The 21,764-nt window shown below is 37.6% G+C and carries 24 protein-coding genes; 4 read left to right on the forward strand and 20 right to left on the reverse strand.

Going from position 1 to position 21,764, the window contains the following annotated elements; genetic code table 11:
* Positions 1 to 42: 42 nt before the first annotated feature.
* From QNJ52_RS01855 to QNJ52_RS01880, 6 genes are read right to left on the reverse strand one after another with little or no spacing between them, the layout of a single operon-like run.
* On the reverse strand, positions 43 to 1,872 hold the full coding sequence (locus tag QNJ52_RS01855) for a monovalent cation:proton antiporter family protein (protein ID WP_283721738.1): 1,830 nt from the start codon (positions 1,870 to 1,872) through the stop codon (positions 43 to 45).
* Between the two features lie 9 nt (positions 1,873 to 1,881).
* Positions 1,882 to 3,258, reverse strand: a complete 1,377-nt coding sequence (gene mgtE / locus QNJ52_RS01860; protein ID WP_219494294.1) for a magnesium transporter — start codon at positions 3,256 to 3,258, stop codon at positions 1,882 to 1,884.
* The gene (locus QNJ52_RS01865) at positions 3,233 to 4,126 is read right to left on the reverse strand and encodes an RluA family pseudouridine synthase (protein WP_283721739.1); all 894 of its coding nucleotides are present in this window, start codon (positions 4,124 to 4,126) and stop codon (positions 3,233 to 3,235) included. Before QNJ52_RS01865 ends, mgtE begins: the two co-directional genes overlap by 26 nt.
* Positions 4,123 to 4,920, reverse strand: a complete 798-nt coding sequence (locus QNJ52_RS01870; protein ID WP_219494290.1) for an NAD kinase — start codon at positions 4,918 to 4,920, stop codon at positions 4,123 to 4,125. The genes QNJ52_RS01865 and QNJ52_RS01870 overlap by 4 nt, the downstream gene beginning before the upstream one ends.
* 11 nt (positions 4,921 to 4,931) lie before the next feature.
* The gene (yjbM, locus tag QNJ52_RS01875) at positions 4,932 to 5,558 is read right to left on the reverse strand and encodes a GTP diphosphokinase (RefSeq protein ID WP_219494288.1); all 627 of its coding nucleotides are present in this window, start codon (positions 5,556 to 5,558) and stop codon (positions 4,932 to 4,934) included.
* A gap of 14 nt (positions 5,559 to 5,572) precedes the next feature.
* Positions 5,573 to 5,914 carry a UPF0738 family protein gene (locus QNJ52_RS01880; protein ID WP_219494286.1) on the reverse strand — a complete coding sequence of 114 codons (342 nt, stop codon included), beginning with the start codon at positions 5,912 to 5,914 and terminating at the stop codon, positions 5,573 to 5,575.
* A gap of 148 nt (positions 5,915 to 6,062) precedes the next feature.
* Between QNJ52_RS01880 and QNJ52_RS01885 the strand changes: the two genes are divergently transcribed.
* The 3 genes from QNJ52_RS01885 to QNJ52_RS01895 are packed head-to-tail and all read left to right on the forward strand — an operon-like array spanning position 6,063 to position 7,858.
* Positions 6,063 to 6,647: a CYTH domain-containing protein gene (locus QNJ52_RS01885; protein ID WP_283721740.1), complete on the forward strand. Its 585-nt coding sequence runs from the start codon at positions 6,063 to 6,065 to the stop codon at positions 6,645 to 6,647.
* Between the two features lie 41 nt (positions 6,648 to 6,688).
* On the forward strand, positions 6,689 to 7,060 hold the full coding sequence (locus tag QNJ52_RS01890; protein WP_086038402.1) for a globin domain-containing protein: 372 nt from the start codon (positions 6,689 to 6,691) through the stop codon (positions 7,058 to 7,060).
* Between the two features lie 15 nt (positions 7,061 to 7,075).
* Positions 7,076 to 7,858, forward strand: coding sequence for a ClpXP adapter SpxH family protein (locus QNJ52_RS01895; RefSeq protein WP_283721741.1), 783 nt, complete (start codon positions 7,076 to 7,078; stop codon positions 7,856 to 7,858).
* A 326-nt stretch (positions 7,859 to 8,184) separates the two neighbouring features.
* Here the strand turns inward: QNJ52_RS01895 and pepF are convergent, their stop codons facing one another.
* From pepF to spxA, 4 genes are all read right to left on the reverse strand, one after another.
* Complete coding sequence (gene pepF, locus QNJ52_RS01900; protein WP_283721742.1) at positions 8,185 to 9,993, reverse strand: oligoendopeptidase F; 1,809 nt, start codon at positions 9,991 to 9,993, stop codon at positions 8,185 to 8,187.
* 35 nt (positions 9,994 to 10,028) lie between these two features.
* The gene (locus QNJ52_RS01905) at positions 10,029 to 11,024 is read right to left on the reverse strand and encodes a competence protein CoiA (protein WP_283721743.1); all 996 of its coding nucleotides are present in this window, start codon (positions 11,022 to 11,024) and stop codon (positions 10,029 to 10,031) included.
* A 66-nt stretch (positions 11,025 to 11,090) separates the two neighbouring features.
* Positions 11,091 to 11,753 (reverse strand): adaptor protein MecA, encoded by a 663-nt coding sequence (mecA, locus tag QNJ52_RS01910; RefSeq protein ID WP_219494277.1) that lies wholly within the window; start codon positions 11,751 to 11,753, stop codon positions 11,091 to 11,093.
* Positions 11,754 to 11,879: 126 nt separating this feature from the next.
* Positions 11,880 to 12,275, reverse strand: coding sequence for a transcriptional regulator SpxA (gene spxA, locus QNJ52_RS01915; RefSeq protein ID WP_219494276.1), 396 nt, complete (start codon positions 12,273 to 12,275; stop codon positions 11,880 to 11,882).
* A gap of 420 nt (positions 12,276 to 12,695) precedes the next feature.
* Between spxA and trpS the strand changes: the two genes are divergently transcribed.
* Positions 12,696 to 13,688 (forward strand): tryptophan--tRNA ligase, encoded by a 993-nt coding sequence (gene trpS / locus QNJ52_RS01920; RefSeq protein WP_219494274.1) that lies wholly within the window; start codon positions 12,696 to 12,698, stop codon positions 13,686 to 13,688.
* Between the two features lie 198 nt (positions 13,689 to 13,886).
* On the opposite strand, the gene QNJ52_RS01925 is transcribed toward trpS, so the two are convergent.
* Genes QNJ52_RS01925 through QNJ52_RS01970 form a run of 10 tightly spaced genes read right to left on the reverse strand, consistent with a single transcriptional unit; the run spans position 13,887 to position 21,744 of the window.
* Positions 13,887 to 14,687 (reverse strand): ABC transporter permease, encoded by an 801-nt coding sequence (locus QNJ52_RS01925; protein WP_219494816.1) that lies wholly within the window; start codon positions 14,685 to 14,687, stop codon positions 13,887 to 13,889.
* Positions 14,680 to 15,558 (reverse strand): ABC transporter ATP-binding protein, encoded by an 879-nt coding sequence (locus QNJ52_RS01930; protein ID WP_283721744.1) that lies wholly within the window; start codon positions 15,556 to 15,558, stop codon positions 14,680 to 14,682. Before QNJ52_RS01930 ends, QNJ52_RS01925 begins: the two co-directional genes overlap by 8 nt.
* 4 nt (positions 15,559 to 15,562) lie before the next feature.
* Entirely contained in the window at positions 15,563 to 17,128 is a 1,566-nt protein-coding gene (locus QNJ52_RS01935) for an ATP-binding cassette domain-containing protein (RefSeq protein ID WP_283721745.1), read from the reverse strand.
* A gap of 1 nt (position 17,129) precedes the next feature.
* Positions 17,130 to 17,381 (reverse strand): DUF2087 domain-containing protein, encoded by a 252-nt coding sequence (locus tag QNJ52_RS01940; protein ID WP_219494270.1) that lies wholly within the window; start codon positions 17,379 to 17,381, stop codon positions 17,130 to 17,132.
* Between the two features lie 52 nt (positions 17,382 to 17,433).
* Positions 17,434 to 17,706, reverse strand: coding sequence for a hypothetical protein (locus QNJ52_RS01945; protein ID WP_219494268.1), 273 nt, complete (start codon positions 17,704 to 17,706; stop codon positions 17,434 to 17,436).
* 10 nt (positions 17,707 to 17,716) lie between these two features.
* Positions 17,717 to 17,860, reverse strand: a complete 144-nt coding sequence (locus QNJ52_RS01950; RefSeq protein WP_157891043.1) for a hypothetical protein — start codon at positions 17,858 to 17,860, stop codon at positions 17,717 to 17,719.
* A 10-nt stretch (positions 17,861 to 17,870) separates the two neighbouring features.
* The gene (gene opp4C / locus QNJ52_RS01955; RefSeq protein ID WP_241427489.1) at positions 17,871 to 18,788 is read right to left on the reverse strand and encodes an oligopeptide ABC transporter permease; all 918 of its coding nucleotides are present in this window, start codon (positions 18,786 to 18,788) and stop codon (positions 17,871 to 17,873) included.
* Positions 18,789 to 18,798: 10 nt separating this feature from the next.
* On the reverse strand, positions 18,799 to 19,764 hold the full coding sequence (gene opp4B, locus QNJ52_RS01960) for an oligopeptide ABC transporter permease (protein ID WP_219494265.1): 966 nt from the start codon (positions 19,762 to 19,764) through the stop codon (positions 18,799 to 18,801).
* Positions 19,745 to 20,749 (reverse strand): ABC transporter ATP-binding protein, encoded by a 1,005-nt coding sequence (locus tag QNJ52_RS01965; protein WP_283721747.1) that lies wholly within the window; start codon positions 20,747 to 20,749, stop codon positions 19,745 to 19,747. Before QNJ52_RS01965 ends, opp4B begins: the two co-directional genes overlap by 20 nt.
* Complete coding sequence (locus tag QNJ52_RS01970) at positions 20,749 to 21,744, reverse strand: ABC transporter ATP-binding protein (RefSeq protein WP_283721748.1); 996 nt, start codon at positions 21,742 to 21,744, stop codon at positions 20,749 to 20,751. Before QNJ52_RS01970 ends, QNJ52_RS01965 begins: the two co-directional genes overlap by 1 nt.
* Positions 21,745 to 21,764: the final 20 nt, after the last annotated feature.

A 21,764-nucleotide genomic window follows, 5' to 3' on the forward strand; every position in this document is an offset into this window, starting at 1 on the left:
TAAAAAATACGCCTTGAAGTTTCCTTCAGGCGTACTGTAAACTTAGAACAATTCGAGTTCCCGCTTAATTTCATCTACATACTCTCTTGACCCTGTTACGATAAGACGGTCTTTAAAGTGTAATTCGGTTTCTCCATGAGGTACGATTGAATCTTTGCCGCGTAATATGCGGACGAAGATAATATCGCCACTGAACGGAAACTCACGTAGACGCATTTCATGATAACGTGTATTCAACATTTCTATCTCATACAGTGATGTCTCTACGTTAGACAATAAATTCAGCATGTTCGGTGACTCGATCAGACCTTTCAGCAATGTCTTCGTACTCTGGAATTCGCTGAAGATTTCAATATCTGCCTCCAATAGTTCATCGTCTTCTTTCTTGGATTCTACACGACAGATAACACGCTCAACACCTTCTTCTTTTGCCATCAATGCCACACTGCGGTTAATCGATTCATCATTTGCTGAACATACGACGATATCAAAATCGAACAATCCGATTGAATTTAATTCATCGTAAGTATATTCATCGATCTCAATGACATCGATATCACTGATTTGACGTGCATCGTTATTCTTCCTGTAGATAATTGTTGGTATATACAGCGCTGATTTAAAGCTTTGTGCTACAGGTATCGAGAGCTGATTATTTCCGATGAATGCAATTCGAATGACTTTCTCTTCGCTTAACTGCACCGGGAAGAGCTTCTTAAAGAAGACGGGCACGATCACGCAAGTAATCACTGCTGCAAGAATCAAAGTTCCTGATGTTGAGCTATCTATCGCACCTAATCTCTCAGCAATCTTGGCACTGGCGATAACGAGTGACAATGTTGAAGTCAGTAGAAAGGTTGATGCAAGCACCGTCTGCTTATCATACCACTTGAGCAATACTGCAAGGGGTATCGCTTTCGTCAAGTAGAATACGATGAATAGGATGGGGATTAACACAAGCTTCGATGGATCCATAAATAATGATGGAATATCGAGGTCCACCCCTACCATAATGAAGAATATCGGAATAAAGAACCCATAGCCGAATGAATCAAGCTTGTCGACCATATCTTTGTCAGGACCGAGTAAACTCACGACACATCCCGCTAAGAATGCACCAAGGATATTCTCTGCACCGACACTTTCAGCAAGTGCAACAAGTAACAGAATAAGAGCAAATACCGCACGTATTCCAATCTGCGTTGTTCCTGCCATTAAATTATGCAGAAACTCTAACTTCTTCAGACGGTTCCCCATCACATAGAAGAGTGCAGTGAATACGACGAGTATCCCGATCAGCCATACCGGAGAATCCCCTTCTGCATGCAATGTTCCATAGAGCGTTAACAGCAGAATTGTCGCTAGGTCTGCGATTACGGCTACAAGTAAGATGATTTGTCCGATACTCGTCTGCATCAGATTCATTTCCTTTAATGTCGGTACAACAACACCAAGCGAAATTGTCGAGATAATAATAACCATCAGCAGGACATCATCAACAAGTCCGGCCCATTTAAAGAGATAGGCAGCGCCAATACTTAACAGCAGTATCCCGAGAAATATAGAGAGCGTTAAAATTAAAGGATTTGGTTCTTTTCCTTTTTTAGTGCCAGGCTTTGATTTAAATGTCTTAAAGTCAATTTCCAGACCACTTAAGAACATAAGGAAAATAAAGCCGAGCGTCGATAAGATATTCAGCATCTCTGTTCTTTCTACCCAATTGAACAATGATTTTCCGACGATAATCCCCATCAATATCTCTGCAACAACAACCGGCAGGAATGTAATACGTAGTCTATTGAGCAGTATCGGCGTTAAAAACGCACATACTACGACTACAACGAGTGAAATTAACTGGTCATGATTTTCCATATAACCCTCCTAAACTAAATAGCTCATAAATGTCGTTGCAAGACTGAAATAGATCAGCATACTGATAATATCATTGATTGTCGAAATAAAAGGACCACTTGCAACTGCAGGATCTATCTTCATTCTGTGCATGAGTAACGGGACCAATGCACCAGACAATGTTGCCACCGTCATCGCAATCGTTAAACTAAAGGAAACGATGAGTGCAAGAATCGGCGTTTGATAAATCAATACAATAATAATAAACAATAATACCGCACAACACAATCCTGAAAGCAATCCAGATCCTGCTTCTCTGAGTGCGAGCTTTACTTTACTCTGCTCATCCACTTCACCCGTAGAAATCCCGCGCACTGCAACCGCCAGACTCTGTGTACCAGAATTCCCGGCCATTCCCCCGATAATTGGGATAAAAGCTGCAAGCAGTGCTACTTTCTCCAGCGTCTCTTCAAAATTGCCAAGGATCGTTGCTGTGATCATTCCAAGTACCGTTAGAATCATCAGCCACGGCAGTCGTTTGCGTGCTGTTGTAAAGACCGTATCTTTCGTCGAGTCAATATCGCTGACACCGGCAAGTCTAGAGTAGTCTTCACTCGCTTCTTCGTCAATAACATCGAGGATATCATCAATCGTAATAATCCCGAGCAGATGATTCTGATAGTCAACGACAGGTACTGCAAGAAAGTCATAATCTCGCATAATCATCGCAACATCTTCCTGATCATCAGCAACATTGACACTGATAACACGTTCATTCATCACTTCTTCTACGTATGCATCATTTTCTGCTACAATTAATTCTCTGAGTGAAATAACACCGACGAGCTTCTTTTTGTCGTTCTGCACAAAGATGACATAGATTGTCTCAGCTTTTGGTGCTTGCTCCTTTACATGAATCATTGCTTCACGCACGGACATCATCTCTGAAATTGAAATATATTCAGTTGTCATCAAACTTCCAGCTGTATCTTCTTCGTAATGCAATAACGCTTTAATTTCTTCTGAAGCGTCTTTATCCATCAACAGCAGTAAGCTTGCAACTTTTGTTTTCGGTAAGATCTTCAGTAGATCGACCGCATTATCAAATGACATTTCAGACAGCATATCACTGGCATAACGTGCATCCATCGTATCGAAGATATGATCGTAATCTTCATCTTCCATTTCTGTCGTCTCAAGCAACTCTGCGACTTCTTTCGGAGATAATAAATGATACATCTGATTTCTCAGTTCATCATCTGCTTCGGTAAAGTATGCTCCTTGGTCGTATGTATGAAGTTCCAGGAATTCATCGCGAAATGCATCTATTTCATTATTCAATAAGAGTGAATCGAGCAATGCTTTATCATACATTGCTTCGTCAGTCATAAAATCTTGTTCTGCCATGATGTACCTCCATATTTACTAATAATGTTTCAAGATCCTCCGGTAGGGCATCAAGAATATGCAGCTTTTCCCCTGTAATCGGATGGGTCAGGCGTACTTCAGCTGCGTGTAACGCCTGTCTATTCATCAATGAATTGCCCCCATAGAGGCTATCTCCAGCAAGCGGATGTAAAGCTGCACTGAAATGCACTCTAATCTGGTGCGTTCTACCTGTATGTAACTTTGCGTGTACAAGACTTATATCTAACGCTGCATCATAATCTATTAAATGATATTCTGTACGTGCATGCTGTCCGTTAATAGCAACAGTACGTGTAATGATAGAATCAGATGCTCTGTCAATCGGATAGACATAGTTACCATGGTCTTTCACATGACCTGAAACAATGAGAAGATAGAATTTCTCTATCTTCCCTGTTAACAGATGATGGGTCAGCTGATGTTTGCTGAATACAACAAGTCCACTCGTATCACGATCTAACCTGCTGACTGGATGGAGCACGCTCTTATCACCGTGCGTTTCCAGATAACCATATACTGCTTCTATCAAACTGTCATGCGGATGCTGCTTTGAAGGTATCGTATTCATAAAAGGGGGTTTAGACACAACGATCAGATACTCATCGCTATAGTGTATTCGTATTGGAATATGACTTGCTATAAGTGCTTTACTTCTTGATTCCTCAGGGAGCCAGACAGTTAAAGTATCATCCTTATGCATCTCATATCGCACCGTCACCTGACGCCCATTAACAAGTAAAGCACCATTTTGTTTAATGGCGCTTATACTCTTTCTGCTATATTGATGGTTCTGAAGAAATTTCTTAACTGTTATCTGTTCTGTCACTGCATAAGTAAGCTGTTTCATTCGCTTGCGATAAATGAATCGTGCACACGTTTCCAGAAAGGAAAGGGTCTGAATCGTGCAAATCTCACTTTCTCATCCGCAACACGGTACTGTATCGACGAAACACCTTTATGATCCGCAGTGATATGATCAAATGTAAGCTGTAATGTGATTGGATTTGCAGGTTCCACCTGACAATTATGATGTTTAGGGAGTACGAGCGGTGAACCGACTGTACGGAACACACGATTGTTAATCGAAGCAATTTCGGTCACTTGAATTGCATCCAATGAAGGATGTATCAGTGCACCGCCAAGCGCTTTATTATATGCCGTAGAGCCGCTCGGTGTTGAAATACACAATCCATCGCCTCTGAAACGTTCAAATAGCTCACCTCTTAAACTTATATCTGCGACCAGCGTTGCACCATTATGCGTCTTTACAGTAGCTTCGTTCAGTGCGAGATATCGACTCGCCTTACCTTCATCGTATCTGACAACAACTTCAACAAGCGGGTATTCGATGACCTGGAATGAATCATTATTGATTGCAATGATCAGTTTTTCCACTTCATGCGGGAGCCAGTCTGCATAGAAGCCAAGATGTCCCGTATGTATACCAACAAAACTCGTTTCTTCCAGTTGATGACTATATGTATGAAACGCCTGAAGTAATGTCCCGTCTCCCCCAACAGAGATGACAATTTCAGGAGTCGCTGTATCTTCTGTCATATTGAAGTCATTCATATAACTGACCATCTTCTGCTTTAAAGCATTACTCTTAGAGTCACCTTTAGTCAATATTGCATATCTCATCGCTTCACCTCTTAGCGTTTTTCGCTGCGTTGTTCGGTATAATATTTTTGTGCTTCCTGTATTTCTTCACGAATTTCAGACATCTCTTCATCCAGCAGAAATGCAGCTTCAGCCGCACGTTCCAGTCTCGTTCTGATTTCCGGCGGATAGTCCCCACTATACTTATAGCGCAGCGTATGTTCAATCGTTGCCCAGAAATTCATGGCAAGTGTACGAATCTGAATTTCTGCAAGAATAAACTTCTGGCCCGATAACGTTTCTATCGGATACTTGATGATGACATGATACGAGCGATATCCGCTTTCCTTCGTATCTTTGATATAATCACGCTCTTCAACGACTTCAAAGTCACTTCTTGCTTTAAGCATATTAACGACAACATCGATATCATCTACGAACTGACACATCAACCTTAAACCCGCAATATCATACATCTCTTCACTGAGCTTATCAAATGCGATTCCTCTCGTATTCGCTTTCTCGATAATGCTTGGTACCGGCTTTACGCGTCCGGTCACAAATTCAATTGGTGATGATTTACCTTCATTAATAAACTGTTTTCTTATGCCTTTAAGCTTCACTTTAAGTTCATCAACCGCCTGATAATACGGCGACAAGAATAAATCCCATTGATTCATACGCTCACTCCGTCCTACAATTCAAATGCATGCTCAACACTCTCTGTAAATTCTTTCCCATAGTTATAGTTACCTTCTATGTTCTCAAGCAGAAACTGCAGTTCTTCCTTAAAGTTATCTAACTGTAGCGTTCCGTATAGATACCAGTCTTTATCCTGATACTGCTTTAACATCGGCCATGTTTCCTGGACAAATCGTAAGTGATGGAATTCCCCATCATCCAGCAGATAGACAAACTGCATATGATCACTATCTACGACCATTGTTCCTGTTGCTGTAACGTCCAGTTGTGATTCCTCTGTATATATCTTAACTTTGTTATCTTCCAGTTTGATTTCGTTGACATGTAAATTCATAATATCCACTCCTTAACAACAATATTTTAACATAAAACGGCACATAACTTTAACGGATTGATAATTTCTATATAAAATATGTTAATTTCTTTACTTAAAAGTACAGTTTTCGCATAATAAAGTTAACATTTATTATTGGAGGCTCACGATGAATCACCTGGAAATCGAATTCAAGAACATGCTTAACTATGAAAGCTATACCTTACTTAAATCACTTTACTTTAAAGACGTATCGCCTTTTACGCAGACCAACTTCTATATGGATACGAAAGACTTCAAGCTTAGAGATAAGCACATCGCACTGCGCATAAGAGACGCCGGAAGGCTTAAAGAGATGACATTGAAGATCCCTCAGCAGATTGGCGTCATGGAATATAATATTCCACTTAATGATAGCGATCTAACACAAGATTTCTATGAAGTAGATACGCTACCGGAACCCATTCGCAGTGAACTGATCAGACGGGATATCCACGCACCGCTGAAAGTATTCGGCGCATTATCAACTGAACGCATGGAGACGGAATACGAATCCGGCCTTCTTGTACTTGATGCCAGTGCCTATCTGGATACAGAAGACTTCGAACTTGAATATGAAGTCTCAGATTACGATAGCGGCAAACAAATATTCGATAACTTACTGAAACAGCACAGTATCCCTGTTTCTGTAAGTAAAAATAAAGTACAGCGTTTCTATGATCATTTCGTGCAGTTACAAGCAAAAAACTTTTAAAAAGGAATATACATGATATATTTAGTTAAAAAGGAGCTGGCATATTGAACACGCCATTTGAACAAATCGGTCAGGAAACGTTGTATGAGATGATTGATATCTTCTATCGATATGTCGCACATGATACACGTATCAACCATCTGTTTCCTGGCGACTTCGAAGAAACGAGCCGTAAACAGAAACAATTCTTAACACAGTTTCTTGGTGGACCTACACTATACTCAGATGAGCATGGTCATCCAATGCTACGTGGCAGACATATGCCGTTTACTATCGGTTCACAAGAAAAGGACGCATGGCTTGAGAACATGTACAGGGCAGCACATGAAGTGGATATGGATAAGGATGTCAGAACGTATCTATTACAAAGGCTGACATTAACAGCAGAACATATGGTGAATGCTGAATATTAATTGCAGGTGAATACAATGAATCATTTACAGCTTGTACGCGAAAAACAATATGAACCATTGATGCCTAAGAAGAAAATCGAAATCTATTCTTTCTTCGATCCCTTCTGTAAGGACTCATGGCAGATGAAATCGTTACTTCGTAAGCTACAAATAGAATATAATCAGTTTGTCGACATTAAGCAGATTCTTCTGCCGAGCCTGAAAGTCCTGACTAAATGTCAGGCGCAAAGTACGACAATCGATGATAATATCGCACTTGCATTTAAAGCCGCTGAACTGCAAGGTCGCAAAAAAGCTGCACACTTTTTGAACTACATCCAGAATACTATTATGCCTAAACAGGATATCATCACCAAAGAACTGATACTCCATTCAGCGGACAAAGCAGGGATTGATGTTGAAGTATTCTTAGAGGATATTAAAAGCAGTCATGTGACTACATCACTAAAATGCGATCAGCATATTTCGAACGAAATGGATGTCAACTATACACCGACACTCGTGTTCTTCAATGAAAACTTCGAAGATGAGGGGTTGAAGGTGGAAGGCATTCAGAACTATTCAATCTATACGTATATTATCAGTGAATTGATGGATGTTCCTATAGAAAAAGAACTACCACCAAAACTCATGGACTATATCAACGAACAGGAGCTCGTCAGTGAATCAGAGCTCGAAGTCATCTATGAATGGCCGAAACCTCTGCTCATCAATGAACTACGTAAATTGAAGATGCAGCGATTAATAGAAGATGTCCACTATGACCATGATCTTTTCTGGAGAAAGGTCAGTATATAGAATTTATATTCAAAAATAAATCACCCGAACAATACGTATCCTCAGTATTGTCCGGGTGATTTTATCTACTATATGTTAACCTTAAAAGAAGGCATAAAAAAAATACCGTGTCTGTATACACGGTATTAAACAAAGGGGATGGGAGAAATCTTTCACTCAAACAAAGGGGTATGTTTGGTATGTGATCAATTTCATGTATAAAATATAACATGTGTGATTGTTCATTTCAACGTTTTTATCTATCGTTCACAAAATAGACATATTGTAAACGATTTCACAAAGTCTTTGTATCTTTTCGTGATTTTGCGCGTGTCTGTTCGCGAGTGTTACGACCTTGATTTAATTAATGCTTCGAATGCATCCAGACGTTCTTCAAATACTTTACATGCATTTTCGATTGGTGTTTTTTCGTTCATATCGACACCTGCTTTCTTCAGCACTTCGATCGGATAATCAGAACTTCCGGCTTTCAGGAATTCATTGATATACTTTTCAACTGCTGGTTGCCCCTCTTCTAAAATCTTCTTACTTAATGCGTATGCTGCACTATATCCAGTTGCATATTGATACACATAGTAATTGTAATAGAAGTGTGGAATTCTGCTCCATTCATATTGAATATAGTCATCTGTAATTACAGCGTCCCCGTAATACTTCTCGTTTAACTTGCGATACTCTGCGTTTAGTCGCTCTGCTGTCAACGGCTCATTCTGTTCAGCAAGTGTATGAATTAAATATTCAAACTCTGCAAACATCGTCTGTCTGAACACTGTACCGCGGAATCCGTCTAACTGATAGTTCAGTAAATAGAGCTTCTTCTTATCATCATCTAGATGTTTATACATATAATCAGCAAGTAATGCTTCATTACAAGTTGAGGCAACTTCTGCTACGAAGATAGAATAGCCTGACATATTTGACGGCTGATTATTTCTTGAGAAATAACTATGTGCACTATGTCCGAATTCATGCGTCAAGGTGAATGTGTTGTTCACACTATCTGTCCAGTTCATTAAGATGAATGGATTAGTACCGAACGTACCTGAAGAGTATGCTCCGCTTCTCTTGCCCTTATTCTCATAAACATCCACCCAGCGATTCGTTAAACCTTCTTTGATGACATCTGTATACTCAGATCCCATCGGTTCTAAACTTTTCAGCATCCACGCTTTCGCTTCTTCATATGTCACTTCGAATTTCTCATCCTGAATTACTGGCGTGTACATATCATACATATGCATTTCATCTAATCCAAGTAATTCCTTACGCAGCTTCGTATAGCGATGTAATAAGTGCAAGTTATCATTCACTGTCTGCACTAAATTATCATAAACCGATTCTGGAATATCATTGTTAGACAGAGCCTGTGCACGTGCACTTTCGTAGTTTCGAACTTTGCTTGAAAATACACTCGCCTTCACTTTACCTGCTAATGTCTGTGCTAACGTATTGTTGAACTGTCCATACTTTGAATACACTTCTTTATATGCATTCTCTCTTAACACACGGTCATCTGATTCTAGATAGGTAATATAGTTGCCGTGAGATAATGGTAAGCTGTTCCCCTCTTTATCTTTGACGTTATCAAACTTCAAGTCAGCATTGTTAAACATACCGAATGTGTTTGTCGACGCAGATAATGCCTCAGACGCTTCTGCAAGAATCTTCTCTTCACTTTCACTTAACACGTGTGGACGCTTCTTATTGATGCGCTCTAAATCAAACTTAAAGCGCTGTAAGCCATCCAGCTCAGCGACATAAGATTTTAAAGTCGCTTCGTCAATCGACATCAATTCAGGCAGCATAAAGCTCCAGCGTGCACTGAACTGGCTCGCTAAATTTGCAGCACGCTGTTCAAATGCTGTATACTTCGCATTTGAAGTATCCTGATCATGCTTTAAGTGTGCATATACATAAACTTTTCCGAGCTGTTCATCGATTTCAGCATCTAATAGCAATGCTTCTAATAAGTTTTCTGCACTATCACCGATTTTCCCTTTTATTTCTTCTTCTCGGCCGAGGTATCCTTCAAGCTTCTTGAAGGCACTTTCCCAATCTTCATCACTTTCAAAGATTGTAGTTAAGTCCCATGTATTCTCTAGTTTCTGTTCATCTCTAGTAATCAGTTCTGACATAAATATCCTCCTAAAATAAATTTATCTTAATTTTCTCATTTTTTCGCAGAAATTGCACGTATTTGCTTCGATATCCGATAATATTCTTGTAAAATGTGTGTGCATAAAGAAAGTTCATGACCATAATACTGTGCTGCAGGATGAATATTCAATACCGAACTGAATGCCTCTAATGTAAACGCATCATGATGAACCATGCGTTCCAGTTCCAGCTGCCAATAGATTGGATGCGCATTCAACAGTATCTGCTCAGGCAGAATGATGCGATAGTGTAAAGGTATATTGTCCTTGTGAATATTCAGCTGATAGAGTGCACTTAATGTCGGTTCTAATACAGAACGTCTCGCAACGCAGTTTCTAATATACTGCTGCACGTCTCTATCGTTCATCACCTTATGTGCCGATTTCAGTAGTGAGTGTATCATATGATGGAAGAGCTCTTCCTTTGATTGCACTGTAAACCGCTGCACCTTATATTTAAAACGCCCCACTACTTGCTGAATCTTCAGGGCATAAAGTGTCTCATCTGCAATGTCCAGTACAAACAAAGTATGTGACGGATAATAGATCAATGACTGCTGAAAATAATTCAATATGAGTATATCTTCCTCTATCTTAAGCGAACGATAATCGGTAATCCAGCACACTTTCATGCCGAGCGACTGATAGCCTGCTGTCCTGCTTGCAACTATTCGCGCAGGAATTACTGATAGCTGAAGTTCTAATGCAACCCCTTCGTTCAGCATAATATCAGGAATCTGCTCAATCTCACTGATAAAGTATTCAAGAGATGATTGATGTGCCCCGAACATGCGGTAAAGCATATACTTCCCTTGCAGATGACTGAGCGATTCTTTACGGTAGACGTTACTGAAACAATCATGTGTTGAAATATGCGAGAAATGAGGAATCTTCATCTCTCCTCTTCTCAGCACAACCTTCTGGTGGCATACCGGGCAATAATAATGTTGATTACGAGCTGCAAACTGTGCTTGTACTAATTCTCCGTTGCTATTCATCGCCTGAATCAAAAAACAGCACCTCCTGATGATATATATCAGAAAGTGCTGTTTTGATTCTATAAGATTTTGTAAAGATTACTGTTTAAAATACTGCTTTACTTGACGCTTTACATTGTGACTCATCACAATCTTACCGTATTCATCAAGCTGTTCATGAGAGATTTGTGTCTCATCCGCATATTCCAGCATATGTGCAATATAACTATGAATCGCATCTTCTGACATATGGTCATCGAACTCTACATAGTAATAATACTTACCTTCATACATATACAATAAGTCTTCAATGTCTACATCTTCATAATTATGATAACTAAATTGAATCAAATCTTCCAGATCATCAAAGTGTACAATAAAGAACTGTTCTGTCGATTCTTCTGACGCACGCTTGAGTAAATCACGTAGTTCAGAATCGTTGTGCATTGAATTATTAATAAAATCATTCACTTTCTCATCTATATTTAAGTCACTGTCATCTTCTGGTAACTGCAGATCATCATTCTTAGATTTTGTTACAACAACCTCAATTCCTTTATCAAAGGCATGGACTTGTATCCATAACGGACCATCGAAAAAGAAATCCTCTTCCTCATTAACCTCTTCCATCACAGACCAGAAGAATTCCTCACCTTTCTTGCGGCTCGTCCACAGATCATCACGCTTGAAACCACGCGCTTCAATATCAGTATATGTCAAATAAAATTTTAAAGTTGATTCATTCACTCGCTCTATTCTCATGAGTCATTCCTCCAATCCTATGTATGAATGGTAATATCATTGTACACGAAGAAAAGATTTCCTACAATAAAACTGTTTATAAAAAGAGGTACCTGCAAAATGCAGGCACCTCTCTTTATATCAATATTATTCTACCATACGTTGTGCTTCTAATAATTGGAATGTACGAACCTTACGTGGCAAGAATCTTCTGATTTCATCTTCGTTGTATCCAACTTGAAGACGTTTCTCATCTAAAATAATCGGACGACGAAGTAATCCAGGATTCTTCTGAATAATATCGTATAAATCTTGTAATGGTAATGAATCGATATCTACATTTAATTTCTGGAATGTCTTAGAACGTGTAGAGATAATTTCATCTGTACCATCTTCTGTCATTCTTAAAATCGCTTTAATCTCATCAATTGATAAGTTTTCTGAAAAAATATTACGCTCCGTATACGGAATGTCATGTTCTTGTAACCATGCTTTCGCTTTACGGCAAGATGTGCAACTTGGTGAAGTAAATAATGTTACCATACATCTCACTCTCCTAATTGTTTAGATTTATCGGTTAGTTCTTTCATACGAGGTGTGTACTCTACCTATATACCCGAATACCGGGACGTTAAACATATGATTTGACAAATCTTTAAACTATTTGTCTTTCCTAACCTGATAATGTCATTATAATACGTAAACATTAAAATTAAATGAGAATTCTCTAATATTTTAAAAAGATTTTATATTACTTTCAGATAATTCACATTTTTGCCTTATTTATATCTTAAGCAAGAACCTAAATAAAACTTTTAATATTTACTCTTACACTATACACCCATCAAACAATAATAACAATACGTTTTCATAAAGTTTCACAATCGTCATATTTCGATAATGTATATTTTATAGTACAATGAATAATAATATAGAAGAAACTTAATCAAAGGAGTTAATCAAATGGAAACATTATTCTCAGGTATACAGCCGAGCGGGGTTCCGACAATTGGTAACTATATCGGCGCATTGAAGCAATTTACAGAGATACAAGATGAGTACGACTGCTATTTCTGCATCGTTGATCAGCATGCTATCACAGTACCACAGGACAAAGCGGCACTACGCAAGAACATCCGCTCACTCGCAGCCCTTTACCTAGCAAGTGGACTCGACCCAGAAAAAGTGACACTCTTCATTCAGTCAGAAGTCCCGGCACATGCTCAGGCTGGATGGATGCTGACTACTATCTCATCAATCGGCGAATTAGAACGTATGACACAATACAAAGATAAAGCGAAAGACCGTAAAGAAGGCATACCTGCAGGATTACTCACATATCCACCACTAATGGCGGCAGACATTCTTTTATATGGAACGAACATCGTACCCGTTGGTGAAGATCAGAAGCAACATCTGGAATTAACACGCGACTTAGCAGAACGCTTCAACGCACGTTATAACGACATCTTCACAATCCCTGAGATACGCATGCCTAAAGTCGGTGGCAGAATTATGAGCTTACAGGAACCGACGAAGAAAATGAGTAAATCTGACAGCAACACGAAAGGATTCATCTCATTACTAGACCCGCCAAATACTGTCGCTAAGAAAATTAAATCAGCAGTAACAGACTCTGACGGAATTGTGAAATATGATAAGGAAAATAAGCCAGGTATCTCGAATCTACTCAGCATCTATTCAATATTTACCGGTAAGACAATCGCCGAACTTGAAGCAATGTATGAAGGCAAAGGATATGGCGACTTTAAATCCGATCTTGCTGACGTCATGGTTGAATTTATTACGCCATTCCAGGAGAAATATGAGTATTATATGAACTCTGAGGAATTAGACAGAATATTAGACGAAGGTGCTGAGAAAGCACGTAAGAAATCATTCAAGATGTTAAAGAAAATGGAAAACGCAATGGGACTCGGAAGAAAGAGAAGGTAAGTTAAAGTTCAATTAAGAACGCCTGAACCGGTGATGGTTCAGGCGTTTTCATAGTGTTGTGCCCATATAGGTTAGTGTTTGGGCATTTTGTGCACAAACAGATGAGTATTTGGGCGTTTCCGAGTAGTTGTGATCAAACATACTCTAGTAAATGCAGAATCTTACCATTAAGCACCATCCATCATGCATACGTGCATCTCAATATTGATTGAGTGATCCTTTCTTTCTTGCATAATATGACAAACGATTAAACACTATCACACCAATTACAAAATATACAAACGAATTAATAATGAGCATTATTATCTCACCTATTGAAACAGTTCCATCAAATATAGCATTGATATTAATAATACCCCATGTTATCGGTAAACATTTTGAAAAAATATCTAATACGAACGGTAAATTATTGCCACTAACTAATACACCCGTAAAAAATAAAAATATATAATTCAAAATAACAGTAATCGCAGATATTCTTTTAAAAATAATGGATAGACCAGCTAACAAAAATGAAAACCCATATATTCCTAACATCGTCAATATTAATATAAGTATCATTAATGGATTGAGTAACGGTATAAGATTAAAGTGTCCTTTAACTAAATCAGGTGAGAAGATAAAGATAAACAATAATGTTCCCGATGACAGTATTATGCCTCCAATTGCATCAAAAATAAACGTTGCAATTGCTCGACCAAGCAGCATTAAATTTAAATTTGTCTTGGTCAGAAAAATTTGTTCAAGAGTTCCCAGCTGCATCTCCTCTTGTAATATAAAAGTAAATATTGCGATTGCATTGATACCGATATACCATACAAATATTCCTATCAATAACTGTGCAACAATATTGCTATTCCCACTATCCCTTGTCACTACTGCATAAGTAAGACCAGAAAATAATATCAAATATGAAATAATTTCAGCAATAGAATCCACATAATATCGCTTGAACATTCCTTTAAACTTGATAAATTCTGCATATAGTATATCAATCATCATACTCACCTATCACTTGTACAAATATCGATTTCAAATCTTGTCTCTCGGTCGTGATTTCTTTGATTTGAATATTTTGTTCATTTGCTTTCTGTATAAATTTCGATAATATATTCATATCTATTCGATAGATCATATCTTCGCTTATATATCCTGTTACTTTCTTATCAGTAACGATATTTACATAAGATTCATTTTGAAATGAAGCAAATAATTCCTGTTTAGATATGTCTTTTATAATACGACCATCCTTATATAAGATGATTTGATCAGCGAGCTGTTCGGCAACGTCCATTTGATGTGTCGTTAAGATGATGGTCTTTCCTGCATTCGTTAACTTCAATAAGTATTCCATCAAACTATTTGTAGATTGCACATCTAAGCCAAGTGTAGGTTCATCAAGTATAAGGAGCTCAGGATCGCGAATCATAACTATTGCTAACGCAACTTTTTGTTGCATCCCTCTCGATAATTCTGCTACATAAGTAAATTTCTTATGCGATAAATCTAATACCTCAAGCACTTCATCAATTCGATGATTCAATTGATTACGTCTTAATTTATTTAACTTGCCAAAATAGAACAAATTATCGTACACCGTTAAATAATAATAAACGTTTCGTTCTCCTTCTAGAATACATCCTATCTGAGATAATGGATCATTACCAATATGGTAATGAATCGTTCCCCTATCCGGAATAATCAAATCTACAAGGCATTTAATTAATGTAGACTTCCCAGCACCATTTTCACCGAGCAGACAAGTTATCTTTCCTTTTTGAATACTAAAAGACACATTATCTACCGCATTTACAACATCATTCTTATTTTTAAATACTTTACTTAAATTTTGAACTTCCAGTGCAAGCACTTCGTCACCCCACCTTTAACGTTCTATTTGTAAATCGTTCGACCTCCGGATCATGAGAGATTATAAATACAATTTTGTCATTACAATACTTTAACACTGATTCCAGAATCATCTGCTGTGAGGCTTTATCAATGTTACTTGTCACCTCATCTAAAATGACACAGTCTACCTGTTCATGGAATAGTCGTGAAATCATAATACGCTGCTTTTCTCCACCTGAGAAGTTCGTACCTTTTTCATAGATAACTTCATCTAAATTATGATGTGTTAATACTGACTGTAATACATCCAGACCGCTCATCATATCCCAGTCAATCGCACTTTCATCTTTCCCGAATGCGATATTATGCTTGATTGATATCGGTAATATGGAACTATCCTGAGAAAGATAATAAATATGTTCACGTAAATTTTGATTATTAAGTTCATTGACACTTTGTTCATTAATCATTACGCCTGAACTTGTTCTATACTTTAATAAGCTCTTCATCAATGTACTCTTCCCACTTCCTGACGTGCCTGTAACAAAGACGATATCACCTTTGTTAAATGTCTCGTCCACATGGTATTGAAAGATACGATCGCCAATTTTAACAGTTGCATCTTTAATTGTTATTTTATCAATTCCATCAATGCTTTTATGTCCTTCTTTTTCAACTACAGGCAAAATTTCATCTGTAATAAATTCATTGGACACCTGCATATCACGATATTCTAAGTTGATACTTGTAAATGCTTGTAATGATACAAAGTATATCGGTAATACGATACTCACAATAACAAGCGCACTTACTTCAGTCTGTCCTGTATAGATAAAATAAGCGAGTACAAAATACATCATATTCTGAATAAAGCTGTTTAATAACTTAATCATTAAACTCGTGCTTTGCGCGAATTTATTTACTTCTTTCATCGAATGAAATATACGATGAACAGAAGGTCTGATTAAATTTTCTATACGTTCATATTTCGCTTGTTTAATCATATCAACATTATTAAATACACCAATGATTTCTTTATACCCTGTAGATGTCTGCTGCTGCATAACCTTACTTTTTTCCATCAATTTTTTATTGATCAGTTTATATCCAAAGTAGTTGATAGGAATCAGTATAAACAATATGACTGCAAGCCATAAATTAATTTTCAGTACAATCGCAAGGCATACAAGCAAAATAATAATATTGCTCATTAAACTGGTAATGCTATTTGCGATAAACATATAGAAACTGTTTACAATCATAGCAAATCGGTCAATAAGATATGTCGGTTCTTTTTGAAGTAGATCATCATAGTTCATTTTATGCATCAGTCGATACAATTTATGCGTATGGCTTACATTAAACGAATAGGCAAAATGCTCTCTAATATACACCATGACAATTTGAATGACGTATGTTATGAACATGAAAATGATGACTAACCAAAGCGTGCTTTTATTGATATTATAATTCTCACCAAATACAGTTGTAAGCAGTAATGGTACAGATACTGTCAGCAGTGCAGTTATTAAAGTAAAAATAAAAGTAATGATTAAAAGCTTCTTATTTTCTTTAAAAAGACCGTCCACCTCACTTCACCCTTTCATAGCACTTCCCATCATCTGTTCGTTTCAAATATCCGTAATCTACCATGTACCTTCTGATTATTGCATAATCATCGTAGTATGCTTTGATTATTTCATTGATTTCTTTTTCTGAATACGTTTTAGTATGATTAAACAGAGTGACAAACCAATCGAACAATAATATTTTATCTTTTTCTTTCTTTGGAATTTGTACCAGTTTATTATTTTTGAAAAATCTTAACCTTAAATCTTCCATATAAACCTCCTTATAAAAATAAGCGACTGATTATGTTATCAGTCGCTTATTTTCAAAGTACTTCAACTATTACTTCAAATTTTGCAAACTTGAAATAACTTATGAGCATCTGCTCAAGTTGAGTTTTAAATTCCAATAGAGTGGTCTCTTCAACTTCTCCATCATGATGTAAATCTATTGAAATTCTATCATCTTGTTTTTCATGATTTTGTAATAGTCCTATACCTGTAACCAATGCATTTTTAAGTGCAATTATCTGAATAACAGACGGCACAAGTAATGGATTTGAAATAATGTCATGATTTCCAGTAATATCTACTTTCATATCCTCACTCCTAAATCAACTTACGATCATGTTCAATGATTTCTTCTTCAATTTCGATCTTTCGTTCTGTGATTTCTTCTTCAGACACTTCCTGTTCTGTAATCAGTTCGTCTTCATCATAACGAATTTCTCTGTCATCGTGATGTTCTGTCATATTATCACCTCTATCGATTTGATTTAGGGTTCATTGCATCTTTAATACCTTCACCGATGAAGTTAATACAAAGGATTGTTACTGTAATCGCAATCGCTGGTGGCATCCAGATCCATGGTTTCCCACGCAGGATATCCCCTTCTTGCGCATCTGATAACATATTCCCCCATGTCGGTGTAGCTTTATCGATACCGAATCCTAAGAAACTCAATCCTGCTTCTGCTACAATCTGTACTGCGAATAATAATGTTGCCTGTACGATAATAACGCTTAAGATGTTCGGGAATAGGTGTTTGAATAAAATCTTATATGTTGGTGTTCCGATTGATTTTGCGGCTAAAAAATATTCATTTTCTTTCTCCTGCATCACTTTACCACGTACGAGCCTTGCAATTCCGACCCACGACAGCGCGATTAATACTGCTGCTAAGATCATTGCTGAACCGTATGGGTTTTTAATCTTATCGCTGAATGTTGCGTTTAATACGATAGCGAATGGTAGGAACGGGAATAACATTACGAACTCAGTGAAACGCATGAGTATCGTATCTACCCATCCACCGTAGTATCCCGAGATCATTCCAATCAATATACCAATAAGGAGTAACCCTACTGTTGTTACCAGTCCAAAGATTAATGACACGCGTCCTGAGTATAATAATCGGCTTAATATATCACGTCCACCGGCATCTGTTCCTAACCAGTGCTCCGGACTCATATCACCTTTAATAAGTACTAAGTTCTGAAGATTCGGATCATATGGGGCGATAAGGGGCGATAACAATGAAATAATAAAGATTGATAGTAAAGTTATCAATGCGCCCATCGCAAGTTTATTTTTCATAAATTTTGCACGTGCAATTTGCAGAGGTGACTTGGCTACTTTTTTAGGTTTTACGTTTACTGTTTCAGTTTTTACTGTATTCATAGTCATCCTCCTAGTTACTCTTAATTCTTGGGTCAACAATGCTGTATGCGATATCTGAGATTAAGTTCGCAAGTAACCCTAAGAAAGAGAAGAATAGTAATAACGCCATCATCAGAGGATAATCTTTACCACTGATTGAATCTACGAGTAATTTTCCGATACCCGGATAAGAGAAGATTGTTTCAGTGATAACTGCCCCACCAAAGATTGACAATACATCTGCTCCAAAGAAAGTAACGATTGGAATTATCGAGTTTCTTAAGATATGTTTATTATAAATCTTTGACTTAGATAATCCTTTTGCACGTGCTGTTCTTGTATAATCCTTACGTGAATTTTCAATGATATCATTACGTAGAAACTGAACATAGCTTGCTGTAGACAGAATCCCCAATATTGTTCCTGGTAGTATTGCATGGTATAGCTTACTTAAATAATATTGTAATGAACCATCTTCAAGCCCGATTGCTACCGATCCTGAAAATGGGAACCACCCTAATTTGAACGCAAAGATATAAATTGCAAACACACCAGCTACAAATGATGGTACAGCAAGCATGAGATAATTAAAGAATTGAACCGCATAATCTATAAACGTATAAGGCTTACGTCCAGAAATGATACCTAATGGAAATGCTGCAAGATATGTAATAATTAAAGTAACCACACCTAACAGTATTGTATTCGGCATTCTTTCTTTTATTAAATCAATAACTGGTCGCTTATAACGAATAGAATCACCTAAGTCTCCCTTAATTACGTTCTTACCCCATTTCATATATTGTACATGAATCGGATCATTTAGCCCAAGCTTTTCACGCTGTGCTTCGATGTATTCAGATTTAGCATTTTTAGGATCACCCATCCCAGTAAATGCATCTCCTGGTTGAAGCTTTGAAATTCCAAATATAACAATTGATGTTAAAAATAATAACGGAATCATTAATAGTAGACGCTTAATGATTAACTGAACCATCTATAGCACTCCCTTCCTCTAGTAAGATGCAAGAAGCATAATGTCTTTCACTTAATTGAACACTTCTCGGCTTAATCGTCTTACACTCTGCTTTTGCTACAGGACATCTTGTGTGGAACGGACATCCCGATGGTGGATCAGCAGGTGAAGGGAGATCACCTTTTAATATAATACGCTCTTTACGCTTTTCAGGATCGATCTCCGGTATTGCTGAAATGAGTGCTTTCGTATACGGATGCTGTGGATTATTGTATACTTCATCTGCTGGCCCTTGTTCTACAAGGTGTCCAAGATACATAACACCAATATAATCACTAACGTGTTTCACTACACTTAAGTCATGAGCAATAAATAAATAGCTTAGATTAAACTCTTTCTGTAAATCATCCATAATATTCAATACTTGTGATTGTACGGATACGTCCAAGGCACTAACAGGTTCATCTGCTATGATGAGTTTAGGTTTTAATGCAAGTGCACGTGCAATTCCTATCCTTTGACGCTGTCCACCAGAAAATTCATGAGCATAGCGGTAATAAGCATCTTCATTTAAACCTACACGATTGAGCAGATCCTTAACCTCATCCTCAATTTCATCCATCTTTTTTCCGTAATAATTTCTTATAGGTTCACCAACAATATCTCCAACCATCTGCATAGGATTTAGTGATGCATAGGGATCCTGAAAGACCATCTGAAATCCTTTTCGCACTTCTCTTAATTCTTTACCTTTGAGCTGTGTAATATCTTGTCCGAGAAAGTCGATTGTCCCATCTGTTGCATCTTGCAACCTTAATATTGTACGACCTGCTGTTGACTTACCACAACCTGACTCACCGACAAGACCCATTGTCTCTCCTTCAAATATCTTGAAAGATATACCATCAACAGCTTTTACGTGACCTACTGTGCGTTTAAAGAAACCGCCTTTGATTGGATAATACTGTTTCAAATTTTTAACTTCTAATATCGTTTTTTTCTCCATTACTTCACAACCTCCTTAGCGTCAGTATATAGATGACAGTATGCTACATGTCCTGTTTCAAACTCCGACGCCCCTGGTGTAGTTGTATAACAATGATCCATTGCAAATGGACATCTCTCTGCAAAACGACATCCTTCAGATCTTAATTCCGTGATGGAAGGTACAATGCCCTTAATCGTTTCAAGACGCTCTACTTCTTCATCTAATTTCGGAATCGATTTAAGTAGTAGCTGAGTATATGGATGCTTTGGGTTTTTAAATACTTCAGCAACCGTTGCCTTTTCAATTATACGTCCGGCATACATCACAGCAACAGTATCACATACTTCTGAAATTACGCCTAAATCATGAGAAATAAAGATAATTGACATATCCGTCTTTGTCTGAACATCTTTCAGTAATTCTAGAATTTGAGCTTGAACAGTTACGTCTAAAGCTGTGGTTGGTTCATCAGCAATGAGTAAGCTTGGCATACATGATATAGCAAGCGCAATCATAACACGCTGACGCATGCCACCTGATAGCTGATGGGGGTATTCATCAACAATCTTGTCGGCACGAGGGATTCCAACTTGTCTTAATAATTCTATTGCACGTTCTCGTGCTTGCTGTTTATTTAACTTTAAATGTAATTGAATCATTTCAATCAGCTGATTTCCAATTGTGAAAACTGGATTTAAGGAAGTCATCGGCTCCTGGAAGATCATCGAAATTTCTTTGCCACGAAATTTGTTGATTTCTTCTTCGGTTTTCTTTTCAATATGCTCACCCTTATATATAACTTCTCCTCCAGATATTCTAGAAATTTTCTCAGGGAGTAGTTTCATAAGTGACATACTAAGCACAGATTTCCCACATCCTGATTCACCAACGATGCCCATCACTTCGCCACGATCTATACTAAATGATACGCCATCGACCGCATTGTAGAACTTACCTTTGATATCGAATCCAACCTCTAGATCATTAACCTCTATAATTCTTCTATCACTCATATTCTCCCACCTTCATTCTT

The organism is Macrococcus sp. S115 (assembly GCF_030067655.1).
In the GTDB taxonomy this organism is placed as follows: Bacteria; Bacillota; Bacilli; order Staphylococcales; family Staphylococcaceae; genus Macrococcoides; species Macrococcoides psychrotolerans.

Excerpts from the sequence above, each read along its gene's own strand:
- QNJ52_RS01855 (WP_283721738.1), bottom strand. The coding sequence starts at position 1,872 with ATGGAAAATCATGACCAGTTAATTTCACTCGTTGTAGTCGTAGTATGT.
- mgtE (WP_219494294.1), bottom strand. The coding sequence starts at position 3,258 with ATGGCAGAACAAGATTTTATGACTGACGAAGCAATGTATGATAAAGCA.
- QNJ52_RS01865 (WP_283721739.1), bottom strand. The coding sequence starts at position 4,126 with ATGAAACAGCTTACTTATGCAGTGACAGAACAGATAACAGTTAAGAAA.
- QNJ52_RS01870 (WP_219494290.1), bottom strand. The coding sequence starts at position 4,920 with ATGAGATATGCAATATTGACTAAAGGTGACTCTAAGAGTAATGCTTTA.
- yjbM (WP_219494288.1), bottom strand. The coding sequence starts at position 5,558 with ATGAATCAATGGGATTTATTCTTGTCGCCGTATTATCAGGCGGTTGAT.
- QNJ52_RS01880 (WP_219494286.1), bottom strand. The coding sequence starts at position 5,914 with ATGAATTTACATGTCAACGAAATCAAACTGGAAGATAACAAAGTTAAG.
- QNJ52_RS01885 (WP_283721740.1), top strand. The coding sequence starts at position 6,063 with ATGAATCACCTGGAAATCGAATTCAAGAACATGCTTAACTATGAAAGC.
- QNJ52_RS01895 (WP_283721741.1), top strand. The coding sequence starts at position 7,076 with ATGAATCATTTACAGCTTGTACGCGAAAAACAATATGAACCATTGATG.
- pepF (WP_283721742.1), bottom strand. The coding sequence starts at position 9,993 with ATGTCAGAACTGATTACTAGAGATGAACAGAAACTAGAGAATACATGG.
- mecA (WP_219494277.1), bottom strand. The coding sequence starts at position 11,753 with ATGAGAATAGAGCGAGTGAATGAATCAACTTTAAAATTTTATTTGACA.
- spxA (WP_219494276.1), bottom strand. The coding sequence starts at position 12,275 with ATGGTAACATTATTTACTTCACCAAGTTGCACATCTTGCCGTAAAGCG.
- trpS (WP_219494274.1), top strand. The coding sequence starts at position 12,696 with ATGGAAACATTATTCTCAGGTATACAGCCGAGCGGGGTTCCGACAATT.
- QNJ52_RS01925 (WP_219494816.1), bottom strand. The coding sequence starts at position 14,687 with ATGATTGATATACTATATGCAGAATTTATCAAGTTTAAAGGAATGTTC.
- QNJ52_RS01940 (WP_219494270.1), bottom strand. The coding sequence starts at position 17,381 with ATGGAAGATTTAAGGTTAAGATTTTTCAAAAATAATAAACTGGTACAA.
- QNJ52_RS01945 (WP_219494268.1), bottom strand. The coding sequence starts at position 17,706 with ATGAAAGTAGATATTACTGGAAATCATGACATTATTTCAAATCCATTA.
- QNJ52_RS01950 (WP_157891043.1), bottom strand. The coding sequence starts at position 17,860 with ATGACAGAACATCACGATGACAGAGAAATTCGTTATGATGAAGACGAA.
- opp4C (WP_241427489.1), bottom strand. The coding sequence starts at position 18,788 with ATGAATACAGTAAAAACTGAAACAGTAAACGTAAAACCTAAAAAAGTA.
- opp4B (WP_219494265.1), bottom strand. The coding sequence starts at position 19,764 with ATGGTTCAGTTAATCATTAAGCGTCTACTATTAATGATTCCGTTATTA.
- QNJ52_RS01965 (WP_283721747.1), bottom strand. The coding sequence starts at position 20,749 with ATGGAGAAAAAAACGATATTAGAAGTTAAAAATTTGAAACAGTATTAT.
- QNJ52_RS01970 (WP_283721748.1), bottom strand. The coding sequence starts at position 21,744 with ATGAGTGATAGAAGAATTATAGAGGTTAATGATCTAGAGGTTGGATTC.